This is a genomic window from Bacillus silvicola, from assembly GCF_050524305.1.
Classification (GTDB): Bacteria; Bacillota; Bacilli; order Bacillales; family Bacillaceae_G; genus Bacillus_A; species Bacillus_A cereus_AT.
The window spans coordinates 544,530-566,440 of sequence record NZ_JBNGVC010000001.1 but is presented as its reverse complement, the minus strand read 5'-3'; the positions used below and the strand labels follow the sequence as shown (position 1 = coordinate 566,440).

Sequence of the window (21,911 nt, the reverse complement as noted above, 5' to 3'; positions counted from 1 at the left end):
GTTTTTTTTAGTGTACGGAAAAGTGCTTGTCGGATTTTGCCTAATTAAAATAGTTGTAAAATTCAGAAATAAATTTATAATCAAATCTAAGAGGTGATTCAGGTGTCAGAAAAAATAATAGTGGATGTAAAAAACTTAACAACAAAAGGACTTGAAACGAGAGAAAAGTTATTGTGTGCTGCAGAAAAAGTATTTGGTAGTAAAGGATATTATGAGGCTTCTATTGTGAATATTACGCAAGAAGCAAATGTGGCACATGGAACATTTTATAATTATTTTCCAACTAAAAAAGATATATTTGATGAATTAATTCTTAAGTTTAACCGTGAGTTACGCTTAATTATTAAAGAAGAAATGAAGGGGATATCAAGTTATGAAGAGGCACAAAGAAGAGGTTTTCAGGCCTTTTTTCGATGGGTGAAAGATCGTCCTAATCTATATAACATTGTACAACAGGCGGTAGTTGTTGATGATAATTTATATAGATGGTATTATGCAAAGCTAGCAAATGGATTTTTAAAAAGTTTATCGGCTGGCATGGAAGCGGGAGAATTTAAACGACTTGATAAAGAAACAATTGCGTATTGTCTTATGTCAATTGGTCAATTTTTAGGAATGCGATGGGGCTATTGGGAAGAGAAAGATGTTCCGGAAGATGTATTTGAAGCAGCGATGTCATTAATATTTGAAGGATTGAGAAAGAGATAAGGGAGTGGGGAAAATATGCAAGGCATTGCTTATTGGATTGAAAAACGGGCCTATTTGCATCCAGATCGCATTGCCATTATTACAGAAGAGGAGGAAATGACATATAAACAGTTACATGAGTATGTAAGTAAAGTAGCAGCATATTTAATTTACGACTTAAATGTGCAAAAAGGAGAGAGGATAGCTATTTTATCACAAAATAGCTTGGAATATATTGTACTTTTATTTGCTATAGCAAAGGTAGAATGTATTGCTGTTCCACTGAATATACGGTTAACAGAAAATGAACTTATATTTCAGTTGAAAGATAGTGGAGCTACAGTTTTATTTGTAGAGGAAACATTTCAAAATATGGCACTGTCAATGCAGAATGTAACATATGTACAAAGAGTTATTTCGATTAAAAGTTTAAAAGAAATAGAAGATAGAAAAATTGACAACTTTGAAGAGATAAATGAAAGCGCATCCTTTATTATATGTTATACCTCGGGGACAACAGGACAACCGAAAGGAGCTGTACTTACACAAGAGAATATGTTTTGGAATGCGCTTAATAATACATTTGCGATTGACCTAACTGTTCATGACCGCTCCATTGTGTTATTGCCTTTATTTCATATTGGTGGGATTGGTTTATTCGCATTTCCAACTTTATTTGCAGGTGGAATAATCATTGTTCCGAGAAAATTTGAGCCAACCATAGCTCTTTCTATGATAGAAAAATATAAAGTGACTGTTGTAATGGGAGTACCTACAATTCACCAAGCATTAATTAATTGCGCAAAGTTTGAAACTACAAATTTACAATCAGTTCGCTGGTTTTATAACGGTGGTGCACCATGTTCAGAAGAGTTGATGAGAGAATTTATAGATAGAGGATTTTTATTTGGTCAAGGCTTTGGTATGACTGAAACATCACCAACCGTATTTATGCTTTCAGAAGAAGATGCAAGACGTAAAGTAGGCTCAATTGGAAAACCTGTTCTGTTTTGTGATTATGTACTTATTGATGAAAACAAAAATAAAGTTGAGATTGGTGAAGTTGGAGAGTTACTAATAAGAGGGCCAAATGTAATGAAAGGGTATTGGAATCGGCCAGATGCAACAGAAGAAACGATTCAAGATGGTTGGTTATATACGGGAGATTTAGCTAGAGTTGATGAAGATGGTTTTGTATACATTGTCGGTAGAAAAAAAGAAATGATAATTTCCGGTGGTGAAAATATTTATCCACTTGAAGTAGAGCAAGTTATTAATAAACTGTCAGAAGTATGTGAGGTAGCAGTAATTGGTACACAACATGTAAAGTGGGGAGAGATTCCAATCGCCTTTATTGTGAAAAAGAGTTGCAGTGTATTAACTGAAAAGGAAGTCATTGATCATTGTCGTTTATATCTAGCCAAATATAAAGTTCCAAAAGAAATTGTGTTTCTAGAGGAATTTCCTAAAAATGCAACTGGTAAAATTCAAAAAGCACAGTTAGCAAATCAACTGAAAAGTAGGTGAAAAGATGACGATGTATAGTTCCGGTCAACAGGCATCATGTAGTAAAACAATAACGGAAACAGATTTTGTACTATTTGCAGGTTTAAGTGGGGATTTTAATCCAATTCATATTGATCATGAGTATGCGAAACAAACTAGATTTAATCAAAGAATTGCACATGGTTTATTAACTTCTAGTTTATTATCACAATTGTTAGGCGTTCATTTACCAGGAAAGGGTTCCGTTTATATGGAACAAACTATTAAATTTACAGCGCCAGTTTTTATAGGAGATACGATTACAGCCACGGCAACAGTACAAAAATTTATGATAGAAAAGAGAGTTTTGAAATTGTTAACTGAGTGTCATAACCAAAAAGGAGATTTAGTGTTAACAGGTGTAGCGACGATGATGGTGCCAAAAGAAGGAGGAATTGTCTAATGAGAATTGGGATTGAAGCAACTGGTGTTTTCTTCCCGAAAGACGTAGAGACAGCCGCAGATTTATCTAAAAAAACAGGTATTCCTGAGAATATTATTATAGAAAAGTTTGGGTTATATGAAAAACATGTCGCAGACGAAACGATGCATGCATCAGATTTAGCTATTGCTGCTGCAAAGCCAATATTATTACAAGTAGATCCTCAATCTATTGATGTAGTCATTTATTTTGGCAGTCCACATAAAGATTACCACGTATGGTCTAGTGCCCCAAAAATTCAGCATGAACTTGGATTGAAAAATGCTTATGCCTTTGAAGTTATGAATGTTAGTTCTTGCTTTCCCATTGCTCTTAAAGTCGCAAAAGATATGCTCTACTCCGATAACTCAATTGAAAATATATTATTAGTAGGTGGATGTAAAGAATCTCAAATTGTAGATTATGATAATCCACGCTCACGTTTTATGTTTAATTTTGCTGATGGCGGAAGTGCAGCTTTAGTAAAAAAGGGAGCTAGCAAAGGTGAAATATTAGGCAGTGCGATTATAACGGATGGTTCATTTCATGACGATGTTCGTATTCCAGCTGGTGGATCGAAGCTGGTTGCGAGCTATGATACAGTTGAGAATCGACAACATTATATTGATGTAATAGAACCTATTAGTATGAAAGAACGTTTAGACCGGGTTTCAACCCCTAATTTTGATAAGGTTATTCGGGAGGCGTTAAGAAAAAGTGGATTTACTCCTAAAGATATTAAAGTATTGTTACCACTGCATACAAAACGTTCCATGTTAATAGAATTGATACAGGGGCTAGGGCTAGCAGAAGAACAAGTTGTATATTTAGATCATTATGGACATATGTCAGCGCTTGATCCGTGTATTGGCTTACACTTTGCGAATGAACAAGGAAAATTACAGCCTGGAGATATTGCAGTGGCTGTTAGTGCAGGTACTGGGTATACTTGGGCAGCTACTGTGATTAGATGGTAGTAAGCATGAATTTTATCAAAAAAATTATATGTTGTTTTTTCATTGTAACTGTAAGTCTAGGGATGTTTGCTTCTGTAGGAAGTGCCTCTGCTGTAAAATATGTGAAATCATGGGGAGTGAGCTAGATACTTCTAAGTTATTAAGGACACCAGTGGCGATGGCAAGGGATACAAAAGGATTTTTGTATGTTGTTGATATGGGGAATAATAGGATTGTGAAAATAGATAAGAATGGAGAAGTTGTTGATGCTATAGGAACTTTAGGTGAAGGTCCGGGACAGTTTAATATGCCATTTGGTATTGCTGTTGATAAAGAAGGTAATATTTTAGTTGCGGATACAGCGAATTATCGTATTCAAAAATTTAATGAGGAGTTTCAATTTATTAAAAGTTGGGGCACAAAAGGTAAAGGAAGTGAGCAGTTCTCGTTTCCTAGGGAAATTGCAGTAGATAGCGATAATAATTACTATATTACGGATGAATACAATCATCGTATTCAAAAATATAGCCCGGATGGGCAGTATATTCAAACAATAGGGAGTTATGGAAAGGCGAATGGAGAAATGGCTTTACCACAAGGAATCGCGGTAAATAAACAAGACGAGGTCTATATTGCAGACACATATAACAATCGTATTCAAGTGTTTGATAAAAAAGGGGAGTTTCAGCGAGTAATCGGAACAGGAATTGCAGGTTTAGGCCCATATCAATTCTACCATCCAAGAGGAATAAATTTTGACTCAACATCTGGATCGCTATATGTAGCAGATACATATAACAATCGGATAATGAAATTTACAAATAAAGATCAATTTTTATATGAATCAGGTAACTTTTTCCAGTTTGTTTATCCTAATCAAGTTCTTCCGGATGGTAAAGGGAATATCTATATAACGGATACGGGAAATAATCGTGTACTTTTATATAATGAGGTAGGCCTAACAGCGGTAATGAAGAAAACCATAGGTAATGAAAGGAATGGAAATACACAATATGCAGGACCTTATGATGTCGAAAGAGACACGAATGGAAATGTTTTTGTATCTGATTCTTTTAATCATCGAATTTTGAAATATGATATATCTGGGAAGATTGTTGCTAAGTGGGGAAGTTTATTTGGTACTGGTGGGCCACTTGGGTTCGGAAGTCTTCCAGGACAGTTTTTTGTTCCAAGACAGATTGCAACGGATCGTTACAATAATGTGTATGTATCTGATTCTGTAAATCATCGTATCCAAAAATTCACCAATTCAGGGATAGCGCTTGCTTCATATGGTTCATTTGGAGTATTACCAGGTTTTTTTCAATTTCCATCTGGAATAGCTATTGATAGTAAAGGAAACATATTTATAGCTGATTCAGAAAATCATCGTATTCAAAAATTTAATCCATTCTTTGTATATATGAAAGAATGGGGGAGAAAAGGAAGTGGAGAGGGAGAGTTTTTTCAACCTATGCAATTAGCAATTGATTCAAAAGATAATGTTTATGTTGTTGATCGGATTAATAATAGGGTTCAGAAATTTGATAATGAGGGTAATTTTCTTGCAAAATGGGGTGCAAATCATGGAGCTGGAAACTTAGATCCACTAGAAAATTGGAGAGAGGGTCCAGGAGATCTTTTTTTGCCAATAGGAATTGAAATCGATATAAATAATACGGTGTATGTCACAGATACTTCTAATAATCGTGTGAATATTTACAATGAAAATGGGGATTTTTTAGAGTCTTTTGGAGGTTTTAATGGTATGTCAGGGCAGTTTTTCTCACCACAAGGAATAGATGTGGATAGTCAAGGGAATATCATTATTACAGATGGTTTACTCCAAAGAATTCAATTTTTTAAGAAAGCTAATTAATATTGGAGACTCAAAATGCTTGTTAGAAAGGATAGAAGTTTAATAGTTTGGGAATGCGGTATAGGTAGGAATAAAATATTTATATGAAATTGTAAAGGTGTTTAATGGAAATCGGAGAAGATACATGTATACTAACAATCTCGTTTATATTATTCAAAGGAAAAGTCATAATTACGGATGGGTAACTTTGGCGTGTTTGATTCTATCAGAAAGTAAAGTATGGGGAGGATCACAATGTCGATGAAAAAACGTAAATGGCTAAGAACGGTGGTTACTGGTTGTGTTTTAGGTTCGTTATTAGTAACAGCGGCTTGTTCAGGAAAGAAAACAAGTACAGAGGATGAAAAGACGATTAAGGTAGGGGTTCTTGCTTCATTAACAGGTCCATTAGAATCATATGGAAAACAAACAGTGAACGGATTTGAATTAGGGCTAGACTATGCAACTGGTGGAACTGGGAAAGTGGAAGGGAAGAAGATTAAGTTTGTTGTAGAAGATACGGAAACGAAAGCTGATGTAGCGGTTAAAAAAGCTACGAAGTTATTAGAAGAAGAGAAAGTCGATTTTTTAGTCGGATCGTCTAGTTCAAGTGATACATTAGCGGTTTTACCACTAGCTCAAGAATATGAAAAAATAATGGTTGTAGAACCAGCAGTAGCTGATAGTATTACCGGGAAGAACTGGAATAAATATATTTTTAGAACAGGTAGAAATTCATCTCAAGATGCAGTCGCTGGTGCTGCGGCAATTGCTAAAAAAGATGTAAAAATAGCAACGTTAGCACAAGATAATGCTTACGGCCGTGAGGGAATTGCGGCATTTAAAGCTGGAGCGAAGAAATTAGGTGCGAATATTGTAAACGAACAATATGCTGATACAAATTCGACTGACTTCACTGCAAATATTCAAAATATCATTAGCTCAAAGCCGGATTATTTATTTATCGTTTGGGCAGGGGCAAATTCACCTTGGAAACAGTTAAAAGATATGAATGTGGAAGCGCAGGGTATTAAAATTTCTACCGGTGCACCAGATATACCGGCATTAAAAACGATGGATGCGTTAGTAGGAATGCAAGGTTTTTCTGTTTATTATCACACACTTCCGAAAAATAAGGTGAATGATTGGTTAGTTGAAGAACATAAAAAACGATTTAATGGTGCGGTGCCAGATTTATTTACAGCAGGAGGAATGTCAGCGGCAATTTCAATTGTAGAAGCTTTAAAGAAAACAAAAGGTGATACAGATGTAGATACATTGATTAAGAAAATGGAAGGAATGGAATTTGATACACCGAAAGGAAAGATGAAGTTTAGAGAAAAAGATCACCAAGCGATGCAGACACTTTATTCTATCACATTGAAAAAGCAAGATGGTGTTGATTATCCGGTGCCAGTATTAGAGCGAGAATTAACGATGAAAGAGACAGAACCCAAAGTTCAAAATAAATAGACTGAATTTTCTGTTGTTTCGTATAAAGAGGGAGTACACCCTCTTTATACGTATTTCTTTCATACTTAAAGCTTTAAAGGGAGGGATTTCGTGACACATTTGCTAGAAACGAAAAATCTTTGCGTATCTTTTGGCGAGCATCATGTTATTAAGGATGTGAATTTAACAGTACAAAAAGGAAAGCTCATTTCAATTATTGGACCAAATGGTGCAGGAAAGACAACGCTATTCAATTTACTAAGTGGACAAATTTCTCCAACAAAGGGTGAAGTATATTTTAAAGGACAAGAGATTACAAATTTATCAATTTCGGATCGTACTCGATTAGGAATTGGTCGTTCTTTTCAACTTACAAATATATTCCCAGAGTTAACGGTACTTGAAAATGTTCGTTTAAGTGTTCAATCATTTGTGCAAGATTACTATAGTTTTTTTTCGAGTTCGGCAAAATTTAAGCAACAAGTTGGAGAGGCGAGACGTTTCTTAAAAACAGTATTACTTCACGAGAAAGAACATGTATTAGCGAAAGATCTAGCGCATGGTGAAAAACGAAAGTTAGAGCTTGCGATGTTATTAGCTTTAAAAACGGATGTGTTACTACTTGATGAGCCGACGGCAGGTATATCAGTTGAGGAGGTACCGGCTATTTTACAAGTGATTGAAAATATTAAGAAACATCCAGAGAGTACAATTGTACTTATTGAACACAAAATGGATATGGTACTAGGTTTGTCAGACCATCTTATCGTTTTATTCCATGGAGAGTTATTGGCTGAAGGTTTGCCCGAAGAAATGATGAAAGATGAGCGTGTACAAAGTGCTTATTTAGGGGGATTATATAGTGGCACTATTACAAGTGAATAATATAGAGACGTATTTAGATCAGTTTCATATTTTACAAGGGGTATCTCTTACTGTTGAGAAAGGAACGATTACTGTACTGTTTGGAAGAAATGGGGCAGGGAAGACTACGACATTACGTTCGGTTATGGGATTTCACCATATCGCACATGGTGAAATTTATTATGATAGTACACAAGTAAATGGATTATCTACACATTTAATTTCAAGGAAAGGAATAGGGTATGTACCAGAAAATCAAGGTATTTTTCACGACCTGACAGTAGAAGAAACATTCGCTCTTGCTAGGGAGAAGGGAGAAGAAGCGGAAAAAAAAATAGACTGGATGCTTGAATTATTTCCAGATTTAAAGCAATTTTGGCACAAAAAAAGTGGACTCTTAAGCGGAGGGCAAAAGCAAATGCTAGCAATTTCAAGAGCATTTATTAATAGTGATGGTTTATTACTTATTGATGAGCCGAGTAAAGGCTTGTCGCCCATTATGATAGAAAAATTAATGATAGCCATTTTGAAAATGAAAGAGAAAACAACAGTTTTACTCGTTGAACAAAACTTTATGATGGCTAGTCAAATTGGTGATTACTTTTATATTATGGATAACGGAAGAATTGTTCATAACGGTTTTATGCATGAATTAAAAGAGGATAAGGAAATGTGTCACAAATATTTAGGAATCTCTTAACATGAATCCGGGGTGAGAAGGATGGATGTGTTAATCAATTTATTTGTAAATGGGATTTCAACAGGGATGCTCATTTTTTTATTAGCGTCAGGTCTTTCACTTATTTTCGGTTTAATGAGCGTTCTAAACTTCGCACATGGTGGGTTATTTGCATGGGGAGCTTTTACAGGTGTATGGATATTTAATACAACTGGAAGCTATTTACTCGCTTTAATTGGAGCAATTGCTATGGGGATGTTTCTTGGATTCATTTTAGAAAGGTTCCTTATTAGACCGGTATATGGAAATCATGTTCGCCAGCTTCTTGTGACGCTTGGAGGAATGCTTGTACTTAGTGAATGTATTAAAGTATTTTGGGGGCCAAATCCAATTGGTGCTAAATTACCGTTATGGTTACAAGGTAGTTATACATTTGAAGGCGTTATATTAATTAAATATCGTCTATTCGTTATTTTAATTGGGATCATCATTTACATTGCCTTACTATTATTGCTCAAAAAAACAAAGATAGGTCTTATGATTCGCGCAGGTGTAATGGATAAAGAGATGGTTCAAGCGCTCGGTATTAATGTAAAAGCGATATTTTCTTTCGTCTTTTTACTAGGAGCAGGGATGGCGGCTTTGGGAGGCTTCTTATTAGCACCGTATTCAGGTGTTATTTTCGCCGAGATGGGTATGCAGTATGCGATTTTAGCTTTTATAGTAGTGATAATAGGAGGATTAGGAAGCGTACAAGGTTCAGCAATCGCTTCTTTAATTGTTGGATTAGCTGGTGCTTTTACAGCATATTTTATACCGGATTTATCACTTGCAATTAATATGTTAATGTTACTATTTTTCTTAATAGTGAAGCCAACTGGACTTGTTGGTGAAAAGGGGTGAAACGGTGAACAGCACATCGGATCGAATTAAAGTATACTTCGGAGTTTTTATGCTCATTTGTTTAAGTGTATTTCCATTCGTAAATGATTCACGGAGCTTGTTAATTTTGTTCACTCAAATCTTCATCTTCGCTATTTTCGCTATGAGCTTTGATGTTCTACTTGGCTATACAGGCATTGTCTCATTCGGTCATTGTATGTTCTTTGGAATAGGAGCGTATGGTGTGGCACTCTTATTTGATCGGCAAGGGGTGTCTATCACAAATTTTTTTATAGGAATAGCAGCCGCAATTATTGTATCAGCCATCGTTAGTTATATAATTGGTATGCTTTCATTACGTTTGAAAAGTCATTTTTATGCAATGTTAACGCTCGCTATTTCCCAGCTGTTTTTTGTACTTGCTGAAAAATGGCGTTCACTGACTCACGGAGGAGATGGATTTACATTTGGTGTACCAAATATATTCCGTGATCGTTTTACATTTTATTATATAACATTTATATGTCTAATCGTCATTTTCATCTTGTTACGTCTTTTCACAAAGTCTTCAATTGGAAAAGTATTAAAGGCCATTTCACAAAATGAACAACGCGTTGAAGCACTTGGATATAAAGTTCTTCATTATAAAATTATCGCAAGTGTAGTAGCAGGAGTAGTAGCGGCAATTAGCGGTGGTTTATTTGTCATCACATTGCGTTTTGTAAATACGACGGTATTTTCAATTGAAATGACGCTAAACGCATTATTGATGACAATGATTGGAGGAGTTGGAACGTTAATAGGAGCCATTGCTGGAGCTGGAATTATTGAATCACTTAAATATTATTTATCAGAACTAGCAACAGAATATCCGATTTTTGAAAGATGGACGATTATTCTAGGTTTATTATACATTATCGTGTTATTAGTTTTTCCAAAAGGATTAGTTGGAACGATTAAGAAGTTGAAGAATTTTAAAAGAAGTAAGAAGGAGAAGAGTACAGGGGTGGAACAGAACGTGTAAAATAAGTCTTCAAGATGAAAAGGGATGTCCTAGTAGTTAAACATATTAACTAGGTAACATCCCTTTTTATTGTATTAAGCCGATAGTATATGAAGGTTATATTAGCGATTCGAAAAAGGATATCTATTTACCCGTAAAATACGACAAGTGTAGCCTCTTTATTAATTAAATAGTTCACCAGGAATCGCTTTTTCTAAGTCTCGAGTTGTGAAGAAGTTAATAGGTAGTTTTTCAACCGCGACATTTTCAACTGGAACTAATTTATCATTTCTAATCGGTAAAAAAGCTATCCCATTTCCCTCAACAATAAACTCTTCAATAAGCGAATAAGAATCTAACTGTTGAAGTTGATGCTGGGATAGATTGTTTTCTTTTAGAAATTGTATTGTCATATTTCTAAAAGGGCACTTTTTATCGTTACTAACAAAGAAAAGTTCTTTTGAAAAGTCAATGTTACACTGTTCTTTCGCTTTTAATAAGCCTACAGAAACTGAAGTGGTGAATACTTTTTTAAACGCTGCGTCGGGATAATCCTCATAAGTTATGACCATATCAACTTTTTGTTGCTGTAGTAGTTTTTGTAAATGGCTACTACTTTCTATATATATTTGATAATTCCTGAAATTTTCTTTAATACGCATACTTAAATAATTAGTCAAAATAGATTGTGACGTCGCTATTACATAAGAAGAAGTACTTGTTTTAATTTCATCTTTCGCTTCTTCTAAAAGAGCTAATATTTTATTCGTGTAGTCTAATAAAATGTCACCAGAAGGTAACAGGGAAACACCTTTGTTATCTCTATGTAGTAAAGGTGTTTCTAATTCTTGTTCTAATTTTTTGATTCGCTCAGTTACATTTGGTTGTACATAGCCTAGCTCTTTAGCAGCTTTACTAATAGATCCTTCGTTAGCTACAGTTTTAAATATGATAAGATCATTTATTTCCATTCATTTCAGCCCCTTATACGGTATCATTATAAATGATACCAAACATAATTTATACCTATTTTACGTCAGCCGATCATCGGTTTATCATTATGTATATAAGATTGAAAGTGAGTGATAAACATGATTGGTATGCAATATAAGGTCATTTTGCCAAAAGATTATGATATGGGGACTATTAGAGAAAGGGTGAAAAAGAATGGTTATAAAACGGATGGTTTTCAAGGGTTGAATTTTAAGGCTTATTTAATTGCTGAGGCAGGTAAGTATGGGGATTTCCATAATTGTTATGCACCTTTATATATTTGGAATGGTCATGAAGGGATGAACAAATTTATCTTTGAAGGGTATTACGATAATATTTTGCAATCGTTTGGGTGGCAACAAATAAATATAGGTGTTCCATTAATTGTTAATTTAAGTAATGATTTTAGAAAAAGTAGATATGCTGTTGAATATGCAAGAAGTATTTCTCCAAGTAAATCGCTGATTGGGACGCAATTAAATAAAGTAAATGAAAATGTGCAAAACATAGAAAAATGTTTAGGAAATGTAATAGTTTATAATCCGGATAAGTGGGGATATAGTCAATTCAGTTTTTATAAGGAAAAGCCTGAAATAGATGTAATGGACGATGTTACTATTTATGAGATTTTACATATTTCACGATGATATGTTGTTGAATGCTAAATTAAGAAAAAGGAATGAAAATGTATGCCTTTTGTGAACGTTTATTATAATGAAAATATATTAAATAAAGAAGAGTTGAAAAAGATAGGTGAATGTATCCATCTTTCATTAATTGAACATTTTAACATCCCTGAAAATGATTATTTTCAAATGTTTTTACCTTATCAACGAAAACAATTTTTGTATAATCCATATTATTTGTTGGAAAGAGGAGAAATGAGAACTGAGAATATGATTCATGTTTCTATTACATGTGGACCTGGAAGAACAGTGCAACAGAAAAAAGGTTTGTATCAATCTATATCCGTTGGGATTTCAGAATATTCCAACGTAAAAGTTACTGACATTTTTATTACATTACATGAGACAGCTGCTGAAAACTGGTCATTTGGTCAAGGGATGGCACAATTGGTAAAAATGAAGGGAGAAAAATGATGAATGAACCAATTGAATTTTATATTCCAAAGAAAATGAGAGAAATAGCACCTGTATTTTCTCATTATAGTGAAGAGATATTATTTGGGGAAGTGTGGGGGGATGCCGCTTTAACATTAAGAGAAAGAAGCTTATGTACATTGTCGGCATTAATCAGTCTGGGTAATATAGAACAATTACCATTTCATCTGAAGCTAGCTAAACAAAATGGGATGATGGAGAATGAATTAGTTACATTAATAACACATATGGCTTTTTACGTTGGTTGGCCAAAAGCTGTGGCAGCTTTAAATATAGCAATGAATGAAATGGAAAATTAAGAATAATGATTTTGGGAGATATTTTTAACGTATTTCTACTTGCATTACTATCACTTGAGTGGTAAAGTGATAGTAAGATCAACGCTAGGAAGTGATGAAACATGCGTGAGAATACGATAGGATCATTAATATGGTTACGCCTAATACGATTTACGAACCAAAGTAATCAAATGTCAAATGAGTTTTTAAAACGTTTTGATTTAACGACAGCTCAATTTGATGTGCTTTTGCAAATACGGACTTATCAGCCATTAACACAAATGGAGTTAGCAGAAAAGGTTACCGTTACACAAGGCGGTATTTCTCGAATGTTAACACGTCTTGAAAAAGAAGGATATATTATACGAAAACAAGATTGGAAAACGAAAACAATTAGTCTTACAGAGCAAGGGGAAGAGGCTTTAGAAAGAGCATTGCCAGAGCAACTTGCATTTCAATCATCATTTTTTGATGATGTATTAAATGAAGAAGAGCAGAAAATACTATACGAGTTGATGACAAAAGTTCATAAGCATAGTGAAAAAAAAGAATTACCGAATGAGTAATTTTTTTTACTCATTCAATTGACTAATCAAGTGATAAAGAGGAGGAAGTTTTATGTATACAATTCCAGGACATCACCACATTTCTATGGTGACTAAAAATGCGAAAACGAATAATGATTTTTATCGAGATATTTTAGGATTACGCCGAGTGAAAAAGACAGTCAATCAAGATAATCCATTTATGTATCATTTGTTTTATGGCGATTTAACAGGGAGTGCCGGAACTGAATTATCATTTTTTGAAATGCCGAATGTAGGAAGAACAATCCGTGGCACAAATGCAATAACGCAAATAGGTTTGCTCGTACCTTCAATAGAAAGCCTTACATTTTGGAAGAAACGTTTTGAGTCGCTTCAAGTGGCGCATGGAGAAATTACAACTTACGCCAGCCGAGACGCACTGCACTTTGAAGATCCAGATGGCCTACGGTTAGTGCTACTAAATAATAACGGTGAAGAGGTACCTGAATATTGGACTGCATGGGATGACTCTTCTGTAGAGCAGAATCATCGTATTTTAGGTATGGGAACAGTTGAAATGACAGTGCGCAGTTTAAATAAATTATCAAAAACATTAACAGGTTTATTTGGTTATAAAGAAGTATCTCGTTCAGATGATGAGGGGATTTATCAATCTATTGCCGGTCAATCTTTTGGAGAAATTTTGGTGAAACAGCAAGAAGGAGAGAGTGAAAGACCTGGAAAAGGAAGTATTCATCATTTAGCTATTCGTGTAAAAAATGATGAAGAACTGAGTTATTGGAATGAAGCTGTGAAAGATAAAGGGTTCCAATCAACTGGGATTATCGATCGCTTTTATTTTAAAAGTTTATATTTCCGTGAGTCAAATGGAATTTTATTTGAGATTGCGACGGATGGACCAGGATTTACTGTAGATTCAGCAGTTGCTGAATTAGGAAAAGAGCTAGATTTACCACCATTTTTAGAAGAGAGAAGAAAAGAGATTGAAGAGAAATTAATACCACTTGATTAAAAGGGAGAGGACAACTATGGAAAAATACCGTATTGATACAAGTAAAGGAATTGAATTTGGATTATATTCAATTGGAGATCACATTTTAAATCCGCATAATGGTTCGAAAATAAGTGCAGAAAAAAGAATTCATGAACTAATTGAAACAGCTAAGTTAGCAGATAAAGCTGGACTTGATGTGTTTGCTGTCGGTGAAAGTCATCAAGCGCATTTTACAACGCAAGCTCATACAGTTATTTTAGGAGCTATTGCACAAACTACGGAAAACATTAAAATCGCGAGTTCTGCAACAGTATTAAGCACGTCAGATCCGGTTCGTGTATATGAGGATTTTGCTACAATCGATTTAATTTCTAATGGTCGTGCGGAAATCGTTGCTGGTCGTGGATCTCGTATTGGGGGATATAGTTTACTGGGTTACGATGTAAATTATTATGAAGAACTATTTGAAGAGAAGATGGATCTTTTATTAAAAATAAGTAAAGAAGAAAGTGTAACATGGAAAGGGCAGTTTAGAACGCCGCTTGAACATGCGACAATTATACCGAGAGCAAAAAATAACAATATGCCAATTTGGCGTGCTGTTGGAGGGCCACCTGCTAGTGCAATTAAGGCAGGTCACGCAGGTGTACCAATGATGCTTACGACACTTGGTGGCCCAGCCATTAATTTTAAAGTTTCGGTGGATGCATATCGTGAAGCTGCTGAACAAAGTGGTTTTGATCCAGCAACATTACCAATTGCTACAACAAGTTTATTTTATACAGCAGAAAATTCACAAGATGCACTTAGTGAATATTATCCTCATATTCATGCTGGTATGCTTGCACTACGTGGTGGTGGGTATCCAAAACAACAATTTACTAATGCAGTAGATTATCGTGACGTGTTAATGATTGGTAGTCCGCAACAAATTATTGAAAAAATGCTGTATCAACATGAGTTATTTGGGCAACAACGTTTTATGGCACAAATTGATTTTGGCGGTGTACCATTTGATAAGATTGAGAAAAACATCGAATTAATTGCAACTGAAATTATGCCGGCTGTTAGAAAGCACATAGCAAAATAATTGGGAAATACCGGGAGTCTAGCTGACTCTCGGTATTTTTTATGTTAATTCAGTTTTGAAAAATGACGAAAAAATGAATTTTTAGTCTAAAAAAGGAAAGGGTTTTTCTATTTGTGAATAACAATATTCTTAATTTGAATTTTGTAAATACATTTTTCTCTTGACAAAAATATAGCGTGTTTCCAGGTTTGATTTGAGGACATTTTTTAAGAGGAAAGTCAAGCGCATGAAGAGAAAAACGTAATAATAATTGATATAAGAGTCTGTTGTATGTTTGAAAAACAAGTTTTTAAAATGTGAGAAATCTAATTCAAAAAAATTACAAAAGACATATTTCAGACAAAATCCTGTCAATAATACGTCAAAAATCACCTGAATTTATTATGTAAGTATATTATACAATTCGATTAACGAATAAAACACTACTGAAATAGTGAAAAGGTAAATCGTATGAAGAAAGTTCTTTTGTAATTATCTAAAAAACTGACAATCTATATTTTCAGAAAGTACATAAACGAATTTATCTTTTTGTATTTCCAAATGATTGAATTGTTCGTTATGAAGTGAATTCAATCGATATTACGATATAAAAAATTATGAAGGAAGTGAATTTAGCATGGAAACGCTCGAATTGGCACGAATACAATTTGCATCTACAACGATTTTTCATTACTTTTTCGTTCCGCTATCTATTGGTTTAGCTTTTATCATTGCGTTAATGCAAACGTTGTATGTGGTAAAGGGACAAGAAGTTTATAAGAAAATGACAAAGTTTTGGACACAAATATTCCTTGTTAACTTTGCAGTAGGTGTTGTAACAGGTATTTTACAAGAATTTCAGTTTGGTATGAACTGGTCAACATATTCACGTTTTGTTGGTGATGTTTTCGGACCGTCACTGGCAATTGAAGGTTTATTAGCATTTTTCATTGAGTCTACATTCCTAGGTTTATGGGTATTCGGTGAGGATAAACTTCCGAAGCGAGTTCACCTTTTATGTATTTGGCTCCTTTCAATAGGAACAATGTTATCAGCATTTTGGATTTTAACTGCAAGTGCATTTATGCAGTCCCCGGTAGGATATGAAATGGCTGCAGATGGACGTGCGCAGATGAATGATTTCTTGGCGATTATTCAAAATCCACAACTATGGGTGCAATTCCCGCATACAATTACAGCGGCACTTGCAACAGGCGCATTCTTTATTGCTGGTGTTAGTGCATGGAAAATTGCAAAACAACAAGAGACTGAGGTGTTTAAGAAGTCTTTCAGAGTTTCTATCGTTGTCGGAACAATTTCAACAGCATTGGTATTATTTTTCGGTCATGCACAAGCACAAAATTTAATTAAGACACATCCAATGAAAATGGCAGCAGCTGAAGCATTATGGAATACGAGTGAAGATCCTGCGCCATTTACAGTATTTGCAAAAATTGATACAGAGAAGAAAGAAAATTCGTTTGAAATTCAAATCCCTTATATGCTAAGTCTATTGTCATACGATAAATTTAGCGGTCAAGTAGAAGGAATGAATCAAATTCAAAAACAATATGAAGAAAAATATGGACCTGGGGATTATATTCCGCCAGTACATATTATGTTCTGGAGTTTTAGAGCGATGGTAATGAGTGGAACATTCATGCTTCTTTTAGGAGTGTACGGCTGGTTCTTATCAAGAAAAGATCGTTTAGCTGAAAAAACTTGGTATTTAAAATTAATGGTATATGCAATTGCACTACCGTTTATCGGAAATACAGTAGGTTGGATTATGACTGAAATGGGACGTCAGCCTTGGGTTGTCTTCGGTGTTATGAAAACAGAAGATGCAGTATCTCCAAACGTTACATTTGGAGAAGTATTATTCTCTCTTGTTTCATTCACATCATTATATGTAATTATTGGAGGCATTACTGTTTACTTATTCGTTCGTATCATTAAAGGACATGCGAATAAGAAAACGAAAAAGGATTATCAAAGCCATGATCCATTTGATAAGGAGGAAGAGTATGTTATCTCTTAATGAGTTATGGTTTCTAATTATTTCAACCTTATTCGTTGGGTTCTTTGTACTTGAAGGTTTCGATTTTGGTGTAGGAATCGTTTCAAGGTTTTTAGGAAAGAACGATTTGGAAAAGCGAATATATTTAAATACAATTGGACCGTTTTGGCACGCAAATGAAGTATGGCTTGTTTGTGCTGGTGGTGCTATGTTTGCGGCATTTCCGCACTGGTATGCAACTTTATTTAGTGGGTTCTATATTCCGTTTGTGTTTATGCTTCTTGCTTTAATTATAAGAGGCGTTTCCTTTAAATTCCGTGCGAAAATAGAAAACCATAAGTGGAAAAGTTTCTGGGATTGGGGCATGTTTATTGGAAGCATGCTACCTCCTATACTTTGGGGAGTTGCGATCGCAAACTTTATGACAGGTGTACCAATTGATGAAAGTAAAAATATGGTAGGCGGATTTATGAAATTACTTCACCCATTTGCGTTACTTGGAGGAGTTATGTTTCTTCTTCTATGTATTGTTCATGGTTTGCAATTTCTTACTATACGTACAACAGGAAAATTACGAGAACGTGCACGTATTGCCGCGACAAAGATTGCACCTTTTGCATTAATAACACTTCTTGTTTTTGCAGCTGTAGGGTTATGGAAAACAGATATTTTCACCGCACATGGTTCAGAGTGGCTAATGGTTCCAATTGGAGCTTTTGTAGCGCTATTTGTTTCTACTTTATTAAATAAAAGAAGAAGAGATGGTTGGGCTTTCTTTATGACGAGTTTAACAATCATTTTGCTAAGTGCAAGTGTGTTCATCGGTATGTTCCCGCGTGTCATGATTAGCTCATTAGGAGCGGTAAATGATTTGACAATTTATAATGCGGCATCAGGACCTTATGCATTAAAACTGATGAGCTATTTTTCTCTTGCTATTTTACCGTTTGTTATCGGTAGTCAAATATGGAGTTTCTATGTATTTAGACAACCTGTTAAGTCAGACAAAGATTTGGAGTACTAATGAAAAGAAAAAGAGGACTTCCGTCGTATCCTGGTAGCCGAGTTTTATATGTGACTTTAAGTCTTATTAGCATTTTAGAGGCGTGTAGTATCATTGCGCAGACAGTGTTTTTAGCACGAGCAATCACATTTTTATTTCATGGAGAAACAGTGCAAGCTGTGCTAAATGAAACTGTTTATTTTGGAGTTATGTTTGCAGCACGCCAAATGTTGGTGCGCGCATCGCAAATATTGGTTGAGCGTTTCGCTGAAAAAACAGGATTGGCATTACGTAAACAGTTAATAGAAGCATATTTTACATTAGGACCTAGATTTGTCCAAACGAATGGGACTGGTCATCTGGTTACTTTATCGATAGAAGGTATTGAGAAATTCAAAACTTATATTGAATTAACAATTCCTAAAATGATTAGAAGTAGTATCGTACCAGGACTAATTGTTCTATATGTTTTTACACTGGATATTAAGTCTGGAATCATTTTAGTTGTAACGATTCCGATTGTGATTATATTTATGATCCTTCTAGGATTAGCAGCGCAGAAAATGGCGGATAGCCAATATGAAACATATCGTGTACTTTCTAATCATTTCGTAGATACGTTAAAAGGGTTAGAAACATTAAAGTATTTAGGGAAAAGTAAACAGCACGAAGGAAAGATTGAAAAAGTGAGTAAACGATATAGAAAAGCAACGATGCGTACTTTGCGAGTTGCTTTTCTTTCTTCTTTTGCATTAGATTTCTTTACGAGTTTATCAATTGCATTTGTAGCAGTTGGATTAGGGATACGGTTAATAGATGGGACAATTATACTGTTACCAGCTCTTACGATTTTAATTTTAGCGCCGGAATATTTTCTGCCGATTAAGCAAGTTGGAGCGAATTATCATGCTACATTAGATGGACAACTTGCAATGGAGCAAATAGAAGAAATTCTACAGAAACAAAAAGAAATAGAAAAGAAGGATTCAAATGTAGATATAGTATGGAATTCTTCTAGTAGCTTGAAATTACAAGATGTAAAAGTAAATAATGATGAATCTGAAAAGGCTATATTAGAGGGAATTGATTTTACTTGGCAAGGTAACGGTGCTATAGGCATTATTGGTGAAAGTGGGGCAGGGAAATCAACGCTAATCGATGTGTTAGCAGGATTTCTAAATCCGTCTGGTGGAAATATGATTGTAAATGGTGTGGAAATTGACGCATCTACTCGAGAAGATTGGCAAAAAAACATTGCTTATATTCCGCAACAACCTTATATTTTTCCACTTTCGTTAAAAGATAATATTTGTTTCTATGAAGCGAATACACTTGATGAAGAAGTTGAGAGAGTTATAAATGAAGTGGGCCTTCGTTCGCTAGTTGCATCATTACCACATGGGATGTACGAAAGAATTGGAGAAGGTGGACGTATGCTTAGTGGCGGACAAGAACAACGTGTCGCTATGGCACGTGCACTTTTAAGTAAAAAGCCAATTATTTTATTAGATGAACCTACAGCACATCTTGATATTGAAACTGAATTTGAAATAAAGCAATCGATGTTACGTCTGTTTGAAGGTAAGTTAGTATTTCTTGCAACGCATCGTCTGCATTGGATGAAGCAAATGGATCATATTCTTATTTTAAATAAAGGGGAAATTAAAGAAAGTGGAACATATGAAGAACATTTAAAGAATGAGACATTACATTTTCATAGGGAAGAGAGGGGAGAGCGATGAGTAATTGGATTAAGCCTTATATACAGCAAAATAAAGGTAGAATGACTTTGACTATTTTCCTGGGGCTTCTTGGGGTTAGTTCGGGTGCGATGTTACTTTTTATTTCAGGTTATTTAATTTCTAAATCTGCTCTCAGACCAGAAAATGTAATGGCTGTATATGTTCCTATTGTCGCAACGCGTGCATTTAGTATAGGACAAGCGGTCTTTCATTATTTAGAGCGTTTAGTTGGGCATGATGTTGTACTACGTATATTAGAAAAAATGAGAACGAAACTATATAGAATTGTAGAACCACAGGCGTTATTTTTCCGCTCACGCTTTCAAACTGGTGATGTACTAGGTGTATTGTCTGAGGATATTGAACATTTACAGAATCTATATTTACGAACAATATTTCCTAGTATATTAGCGTTAGTTGTATATAGCATCTTCGTACTTGTTATCGGTGCATTTGATTTAGTATTTGCACTCATTGCAGGCTGTATGTTAGCTATTATCGTTTTTCTTCTTCCGTTTGTATCACTGCTTTTAATGAAACGACATCATATCGCTTTGAAGCAAGGAAGAAATCGTTTGTATCAACAATTGACAGATGTAGTATTTGGGTTATCTGATTGGCAGGCGAGTGGTAGAAAAAATGAATTTATTAATGCGTATGTAGAGCAAAATGATCAATTGTTAAAAACGGAGAAGAGAGTGAAACGCTGGTATCATATTCGAGACAGTCTCATTCATTTAGTAGTAGGGATTGTAGTTATTTCAATGATTATATGGACTGGGAATGAAGCGTCAAGTGAACAGATTGCACCTACAGTTATCGCGGCTTTCGTATTAATGACTTTATCTGTAACGAATGCGCTTATTCCTATTTCAGATGCCATCGATCGAATCCCATCGTATGTAGAATCTGCTCATCGTCTTAATCGTGTAGAAAGTGAAAGTGTTTTACATGATGAAATGGATTTGCATGGAGATAAAGATTACGTTGCACCAAAACATGTAGATATTGAACTGAATCATATATCGTATAGTTACCCAGATAGTAACGAGACTGTATTAAAAGATGTATCGTTACAAATAAAAGCAGGAAAGAAAATTGCTATTTTAGGTAGAAGTGGAACAGGGAAATCTACTTTACTAAAACTGTTAACTGGGGCGTTACGTCCGGTGAGTGGCCAAGTTATATTGAATGGTGAACAAGCTCATACGAATCTTTTGTCAAAATATATTTCTGTATTAAACCAAAAACCACATTTATTCGATACGACAATTGGAAATAATGTGCGGATCGGTAAACCAGAGGCTAATGATAAAGAGATATGGAAAGCTTTAGAGAAAGCGCAGCTAGCACCACACATTGCTTCTCTTCCTGATGGATTACAAACAAAAATGCATGAAATGGGAAAGAGGTTTTCTGGCGGAGAAAGGCAAAGGGTAGCATTTGCGAGAACCCTTATGCAAGAAACACCAATCATTGTACTTGATGAACCGACTATCGGTTTAGACCCTAAAACGGAATTAGCCTTAATAGAAACAATGTTCTCTGCAACAGAAGAAAAGACTGTTATTTGGATTACACATCATCTTGTAGGAATTGAACATGTAGATGAAGTTATTTTCCTTGATAGTGGTCAAATCGCTATGCAAGGTAGCCATGAACAGCTACTGAAAGAAAATGAGAAATATCGTAGGTTATACGAGCTTGATAAAGGTATATAAGAATGACATGAAAAAAAACACAAATTCTTGATAGTTCAAGGTTTGTGTTTTTGTATTTGTGGTGAAATCATATAG

General features: G+C 34.8%; 20 protein-coding genes and 1 pseudogene. 20 read left to right on the top strand and 1 reads right to left on the bottom strand.

From position 1 onward, the window contains the following. Positions 1-102 precede the first annotated feature (102 nt). From ACP6L7_RS02925 to ACP6L7_RS02880, 10 genes and pseudogenes are all read left to right on the top strand, one after another. The gene (locus ACP6L7_RS02925) at positions 103-708 is read left to right on the top strand and encodes a TetR/AcrR family transcriptional regulator (RefSeq protein ID WP_141533448.1); all 606 of its coding nucleotides are present in this window, start codon (positions 103-105) and stop codon (positions 706-708) included. Positions 709-723: 15 nt separating this feature from the next. Continuing rightward, complete coding sequence (locus ACP6L7_RS02920; protein ID WP_097832491.1) at positions 724-2,214, top strand: o-succinylbenzoate--CoA ligase; 1,491 nt, start codon at positions 724-726, stop codon at positions 2,212-2,214. 4 nt (positions 2,215-2,218) lie between these two features. After that, positions 2,219-2,635 (top strand): MaoC family dehydratase, encoded by a 417-nt coding sequence (locus ACP6L7_RS02915; RefSeq protein ID WP_097832490.1) that lies wholly within the window; start codon positions 2,219-2,221, stop codon positions 2,633-2,635. Beyond that, positions 2,635-3,630 carry a 3-oxoacyl-ACP synthase gene (locus ACP6L7_RS02910; protein WP_097832489.1) on the top strand — a complete coding sequence of 332 codons (996 nt, stop codon included), beginning with the start codon at positions 2,635-2,637 and terminating at the stop codon, positions 3,628-3,630. The genes ACP6L7_RS02915 and ACP6L7_RS02910 overlap by 1 nt, the downstream gene beginning before the upstream one ends. A 62-nt stretch (positions 3,631-3,692) precedes the next feature. Further along, positions 3,693-5,488 (top strand): annotated as a pseudogene (locus tag ACP6L7_RS02905) (NHL repeat-containing protein). A 234-nt stretch (positions 5,489-5,722) separates the two neighbouring features. Beyond that, positions 5,723-6,940: a substrate-binding domain-containing protein gene (locus ACP6L7_RS02900; RefSeq protein WP_097832488.1), complete on the top strand. Its 1,218-nt coding sequence runs from the start codon at positions 5,723-5,725 to the stop codon at positions 6,938-6,940. A 90-nt stretch (positions 6,941-7,030) separates the two neighbouring features. Next, entirely contained in the window at positions 7,031-7,804 is a 774-nt protein-coding gene (locus tag ACP6L7_RS02895) for an ABC transporter ATP-binding protein (RefSeq protein ID WP_430528885.1), read from the top strand. Further along, complete coding sequence (locus ACP6L7_RS02890; RefSeq protein ID WP_098361792.1) at positions 7,782-8,483, top strand: branched-chain amino acid ABC transporter ATP-binding protein; 702 nt, start codon at positions 7,782-7,784, stop codon at positions 8,481-8,483. The genes ACP6L7_RS02895 and ACP6L7_RS02890 overlap by 23 nt, the downstream gene beginning before the upstream one ends. A 21-nt stretch (positions 8,484-8,504) precedes the next feature. Next, a complete protein-coding gene (locus ACP6L7_RS02885) occupies positions 8,505-9,365 on the top strand; it encodes a branched-chain amino acid ABC transporter permease (RefSeq protein WP_000382784.1) in 861 nt (286 codons plus the stop codon). A gap of 49 nt (positions 9,366-9,414) precedes the next feature. Continuing rightward, complete coding sequence (locus tag ACP6L7_RS02880) at positions 9,415-10,368, top strand: branched-chain amino acid ABC transporter permease (RefSeq protein WP_097832507.1); 954 nt, start codon at positions 9,415-9,417, stop codon at positions 10,366-10,368. Positions 10,369-10,529: 161 nt separating this feature from the next. Here the strand turns inward: ACP6L7_RS02880 and ACP6L7_RS02875 are convergent, their stop codons facing one another. After that, a complete protein-coding gene (locus ACP6L7_RS02875; protein ID WP_097832486.1) occupies positions 10,530-11,318 on the bottom strand; it encodes a LysR family transcriptional regulator in 789 nt (262 codons plus the stop codon). 120 nt (positions 11,319-11,438) lie between these two features. Here ACP6L7_RS02875 and ACP6L7_RS02870 point away from each other — a divergent pair, with 120 nt between their 5' ends. The 10 genes from ACP6L7_RS02870 (at position 11,439) to cydC (ending at position 21,836) form a co-directional block, all read left to right on the top strand. Further along, complete coding sequence (locus ACP6L7_RS02870) at positions 11,439-11,987, top strand: DUF4865 family protein (RefSeq protein WP_097832485.1); 549 nt, start codon at positions 11,439-11,441, stop codon at positions 11,985-11,987. A 42-nt stretch (positions 11,988-12,029) separates the two neighbouring features. Next, positions 12,030-12,440: a tautomerase family protein gene (locus ACP6L7_RS02865; protein WP_097832484.1), complete on the top strand. Its 411-nt coding sequence runs from the start codon at positions 12,030-12,032 to the stop codon at positions 12,438-12,440. Then, positions 12,437-12,760, top strand: coding sequence for a carboxymuconolactone decarboxylase family protein (locus ACP6L7_RS02860; RefSeq protein ID WP_170961035.1), 324 nt, complete (start codon positions 12,437-12,439; stop codon positions 12,758-12,760). Before ACP6L7_RS02865 ends, ACP6L7_RS02860 begins: the two co-directional genes overlap by 4 nt. 101 nt (positions 12,761-12,861) lie before the next feature. Then, on the top strand, positions 12,862-13,305 hold the full coding sequence (locus ACP6L7_RS02855; protein ID WP_001208967.1) for a MarR family winged helix-turn-helix transcriptional regulator: 444 nt from the start codon (positions 12,862-12,864) through the stop codon (positions 13,303-13,305). A 52-nt stretch (positions 13,306-13,357) separates the two neighbouring features. Beyond that, positions 13,358-14,299 (top strand): ring-cleaving dioxygenase, encoded by a 942-nt coding sequence (locus ACP6L7_RS02850; protein WP_097832482.1) that lies wholly within the window; start codon positions 13,358-13,360, stop codon positions 14,297-14,299. Positions 14,300-14,315: 16 nt separating this feature from the next. After that, positions 14,316-15,371 (top strand): LLM class flavin-dependent oxidoreductase, encoded by a 1,056-nt coding sequence (locus ACP6L7_RS02845; protein WP_097832481.1) that lies wholly within the window; start codon positions 14,316-14,318, stop codon positions 15,369-15,371. 616 nt (positions 15,372-15,987) lie between these two features. Next, positions 15,988-17,391 carry a cytochrome ubiquinol oxidase subunit I gene (gene cydA / locus ACP6L7_RS02840; protein WP_097832480.1) on the top strand — a complete coding sequence of 468 codons (1,404 nt, stop codon included), beginning with the start codon at positions 15,988-15,990 and terminating at the stop codon, positions 17,389-17,391. Further along, on the top strand, positions 17,378-18,394 hold the full coding sequence (cydB, locus tag ACP6L7_RS02835) for a cytochrome d ubiquinol oxidase subunit II (protein ID WP_002126907.1): 1,017 nt from the start codon (positions 17,378-17,380) through the stop codon (positions 18,392-18,394). The genes cydA and cydB overlap by 14 nt, the downstream gene beginning before the upstream one ends. Then, positions 18,394-20,115 (top strand): thiol reductant ABC exporter subunit CydD, encoded by a 1,722-nt coding sequence (gene cydD / locus ACP6L7_RS02830; protein ID WP_097832479.1) that lies wholly within the window; start codon positions 18,394-18,396, stop codon positions 20,113-20,115. Before cydB ends, cydD begins: the two co-directional genes overlap by 1 nt. Beyond that, positions 20,112-21,836 (top strand): thiol reductant ABC exporter subunit CydC, encoded by a 1,725-nt coding sequence (cydC, locus tag ACP6L7_RS02825; protein WP_097832478.1) that lies wholly within the window; start codon positions 20,112-20,114, stop codon positions 21,834-21,836. The genes cydD and cydC overlap by 4 nt, the downstream gene beginning before the upstream one ends. The last annotated feature ends 75 nt before the right edge of the window (positions 21,837-21,911 follow it).

What these genes read in the sequence shown, in the direction of transcription:
- ACP6L7_RS02865 (WP_097832484.1), top strand. Translation starts at nt 12,030, where the DNA reads ATGCCTTTTGTGAACGTTTATTATAATGAAAATATATTAAATAAAGAA.
- cydD (WP_097832479.1), top strand. Translation starts at nt 18,394, where the DNA reads ATGAAAAGAAAAAGAGGACTTCCGTCGTATCCTGGTAGCCGAGTTTTA.
- cydA (WP_097832480.1), top strand. Translation starts at nt 15,988, where the DNA reads ATGGAAACGCTCGAATTGGCACGAATACAATTTGCATCTACAACGATT.
- ACP6L7_RS02880 (WP_097832507.1), top strand. Translation starts at nt 9,415, where the DNA reads ATGCTCATTTGTTTAAGTGTATTTCCATTCGTAAATGATTCACGGAGC.
- ACP6L7_RS02885 (WP_000382784.1), top strand. Translation starts at nt 8,505, where the DNA reads ATGGATGTGTTAATCAATTTATTTGTAAATGGGATTTCAACAGGGATG.
- ACP6L7_RS02850 (WP_097832482.1), top strand. Translation starts at nt 13,358, where the DNA reads ATGTATACAATTCCAGGACATCACCACATTTCTATGGTGACTAAAAAT.
- ACP6L7_RS02920 (WP_097832491.1), top strand. Translation starts at nt 724, where the DNA reads ATGCAAGGCATTGCTTATTGGATTGAAAAACGGGCCTATTTGCATCCA.
- ACP6L7_RS02910 (WP_097832489.1), top strand. Translation starts at nt 2,635, where the DNA reads ATGAGAATTGGGATTGAAGCAACTGGTGTTTTCTTCCCGAAAGACGTA.
- ACP6L7_RS02845 (WP_097832481.1), top strand. Translation starts at nt 14,316, where the DNA reads ATGGAAAAATACCGTATTGATACAAGTAAAGGAATTGAATTTGGATTA.
- cydB (WP_002126907.1), top strand. Translation starts at nt 17,378, where the DNA reads ATGTTATCTCTTAATGAGTTATGGTTTCTAATTATTTCAACCTTATTC.
- ACP6L7_RS02855 (WP_001208967.1), top strand. Translation starts at nt 12,862, where the DNA reads ATGCGTGAGAATACGATAGGATCATTAATATGGTTACGCCTAATACGA.
- cydC (WP_097832478.1), top strand. Translation starts at nt 20,112, where the DNA reads ATGAGTAATTGGATTAAGCCTTATATACAGCAAAATAAAGGTAGAATG.
- ACP6L7_RS02900 (WP_097832488.1), top strand. Translation starts at nt 5,723, where the DNA reads ATGTCGATGAAAAAACGTAAATGGCTAAGAACGGTGGTTACTGGTTGT.
- ACP6L7_RS02875 (WP_097832486.1), bottom strand. Translation starts at nt 11,318, where the DNA reads ATGGAAATAAATGATCTTATCATATTTAAAACTGTAGCTAACGAAGGA.
- ACP6L7_RS02860 (WP_170961035.1), top strand. Translation starts at nt 12,437, where the DNA reads ATGATGAATGAACCAATTGAATTTTATATTCCAAAGAAAATGAGAGAA.
- ACP6L7_RS02915 (WP_097832490.1), top strand. Translation starts at nt 2,219, where the DNA reads ATGACGATGTATAGTTCCGGTCAACAGGCATCATGTAGTAAAACAATA.
- ACP6L7_RS02870 (WP_097832485.1), top strand. Translation starts at nt 11,439, where the DNA reads ATGATTGGTATGCAATATAAGGTCATTTTGCCAAAAGATTATGATATG.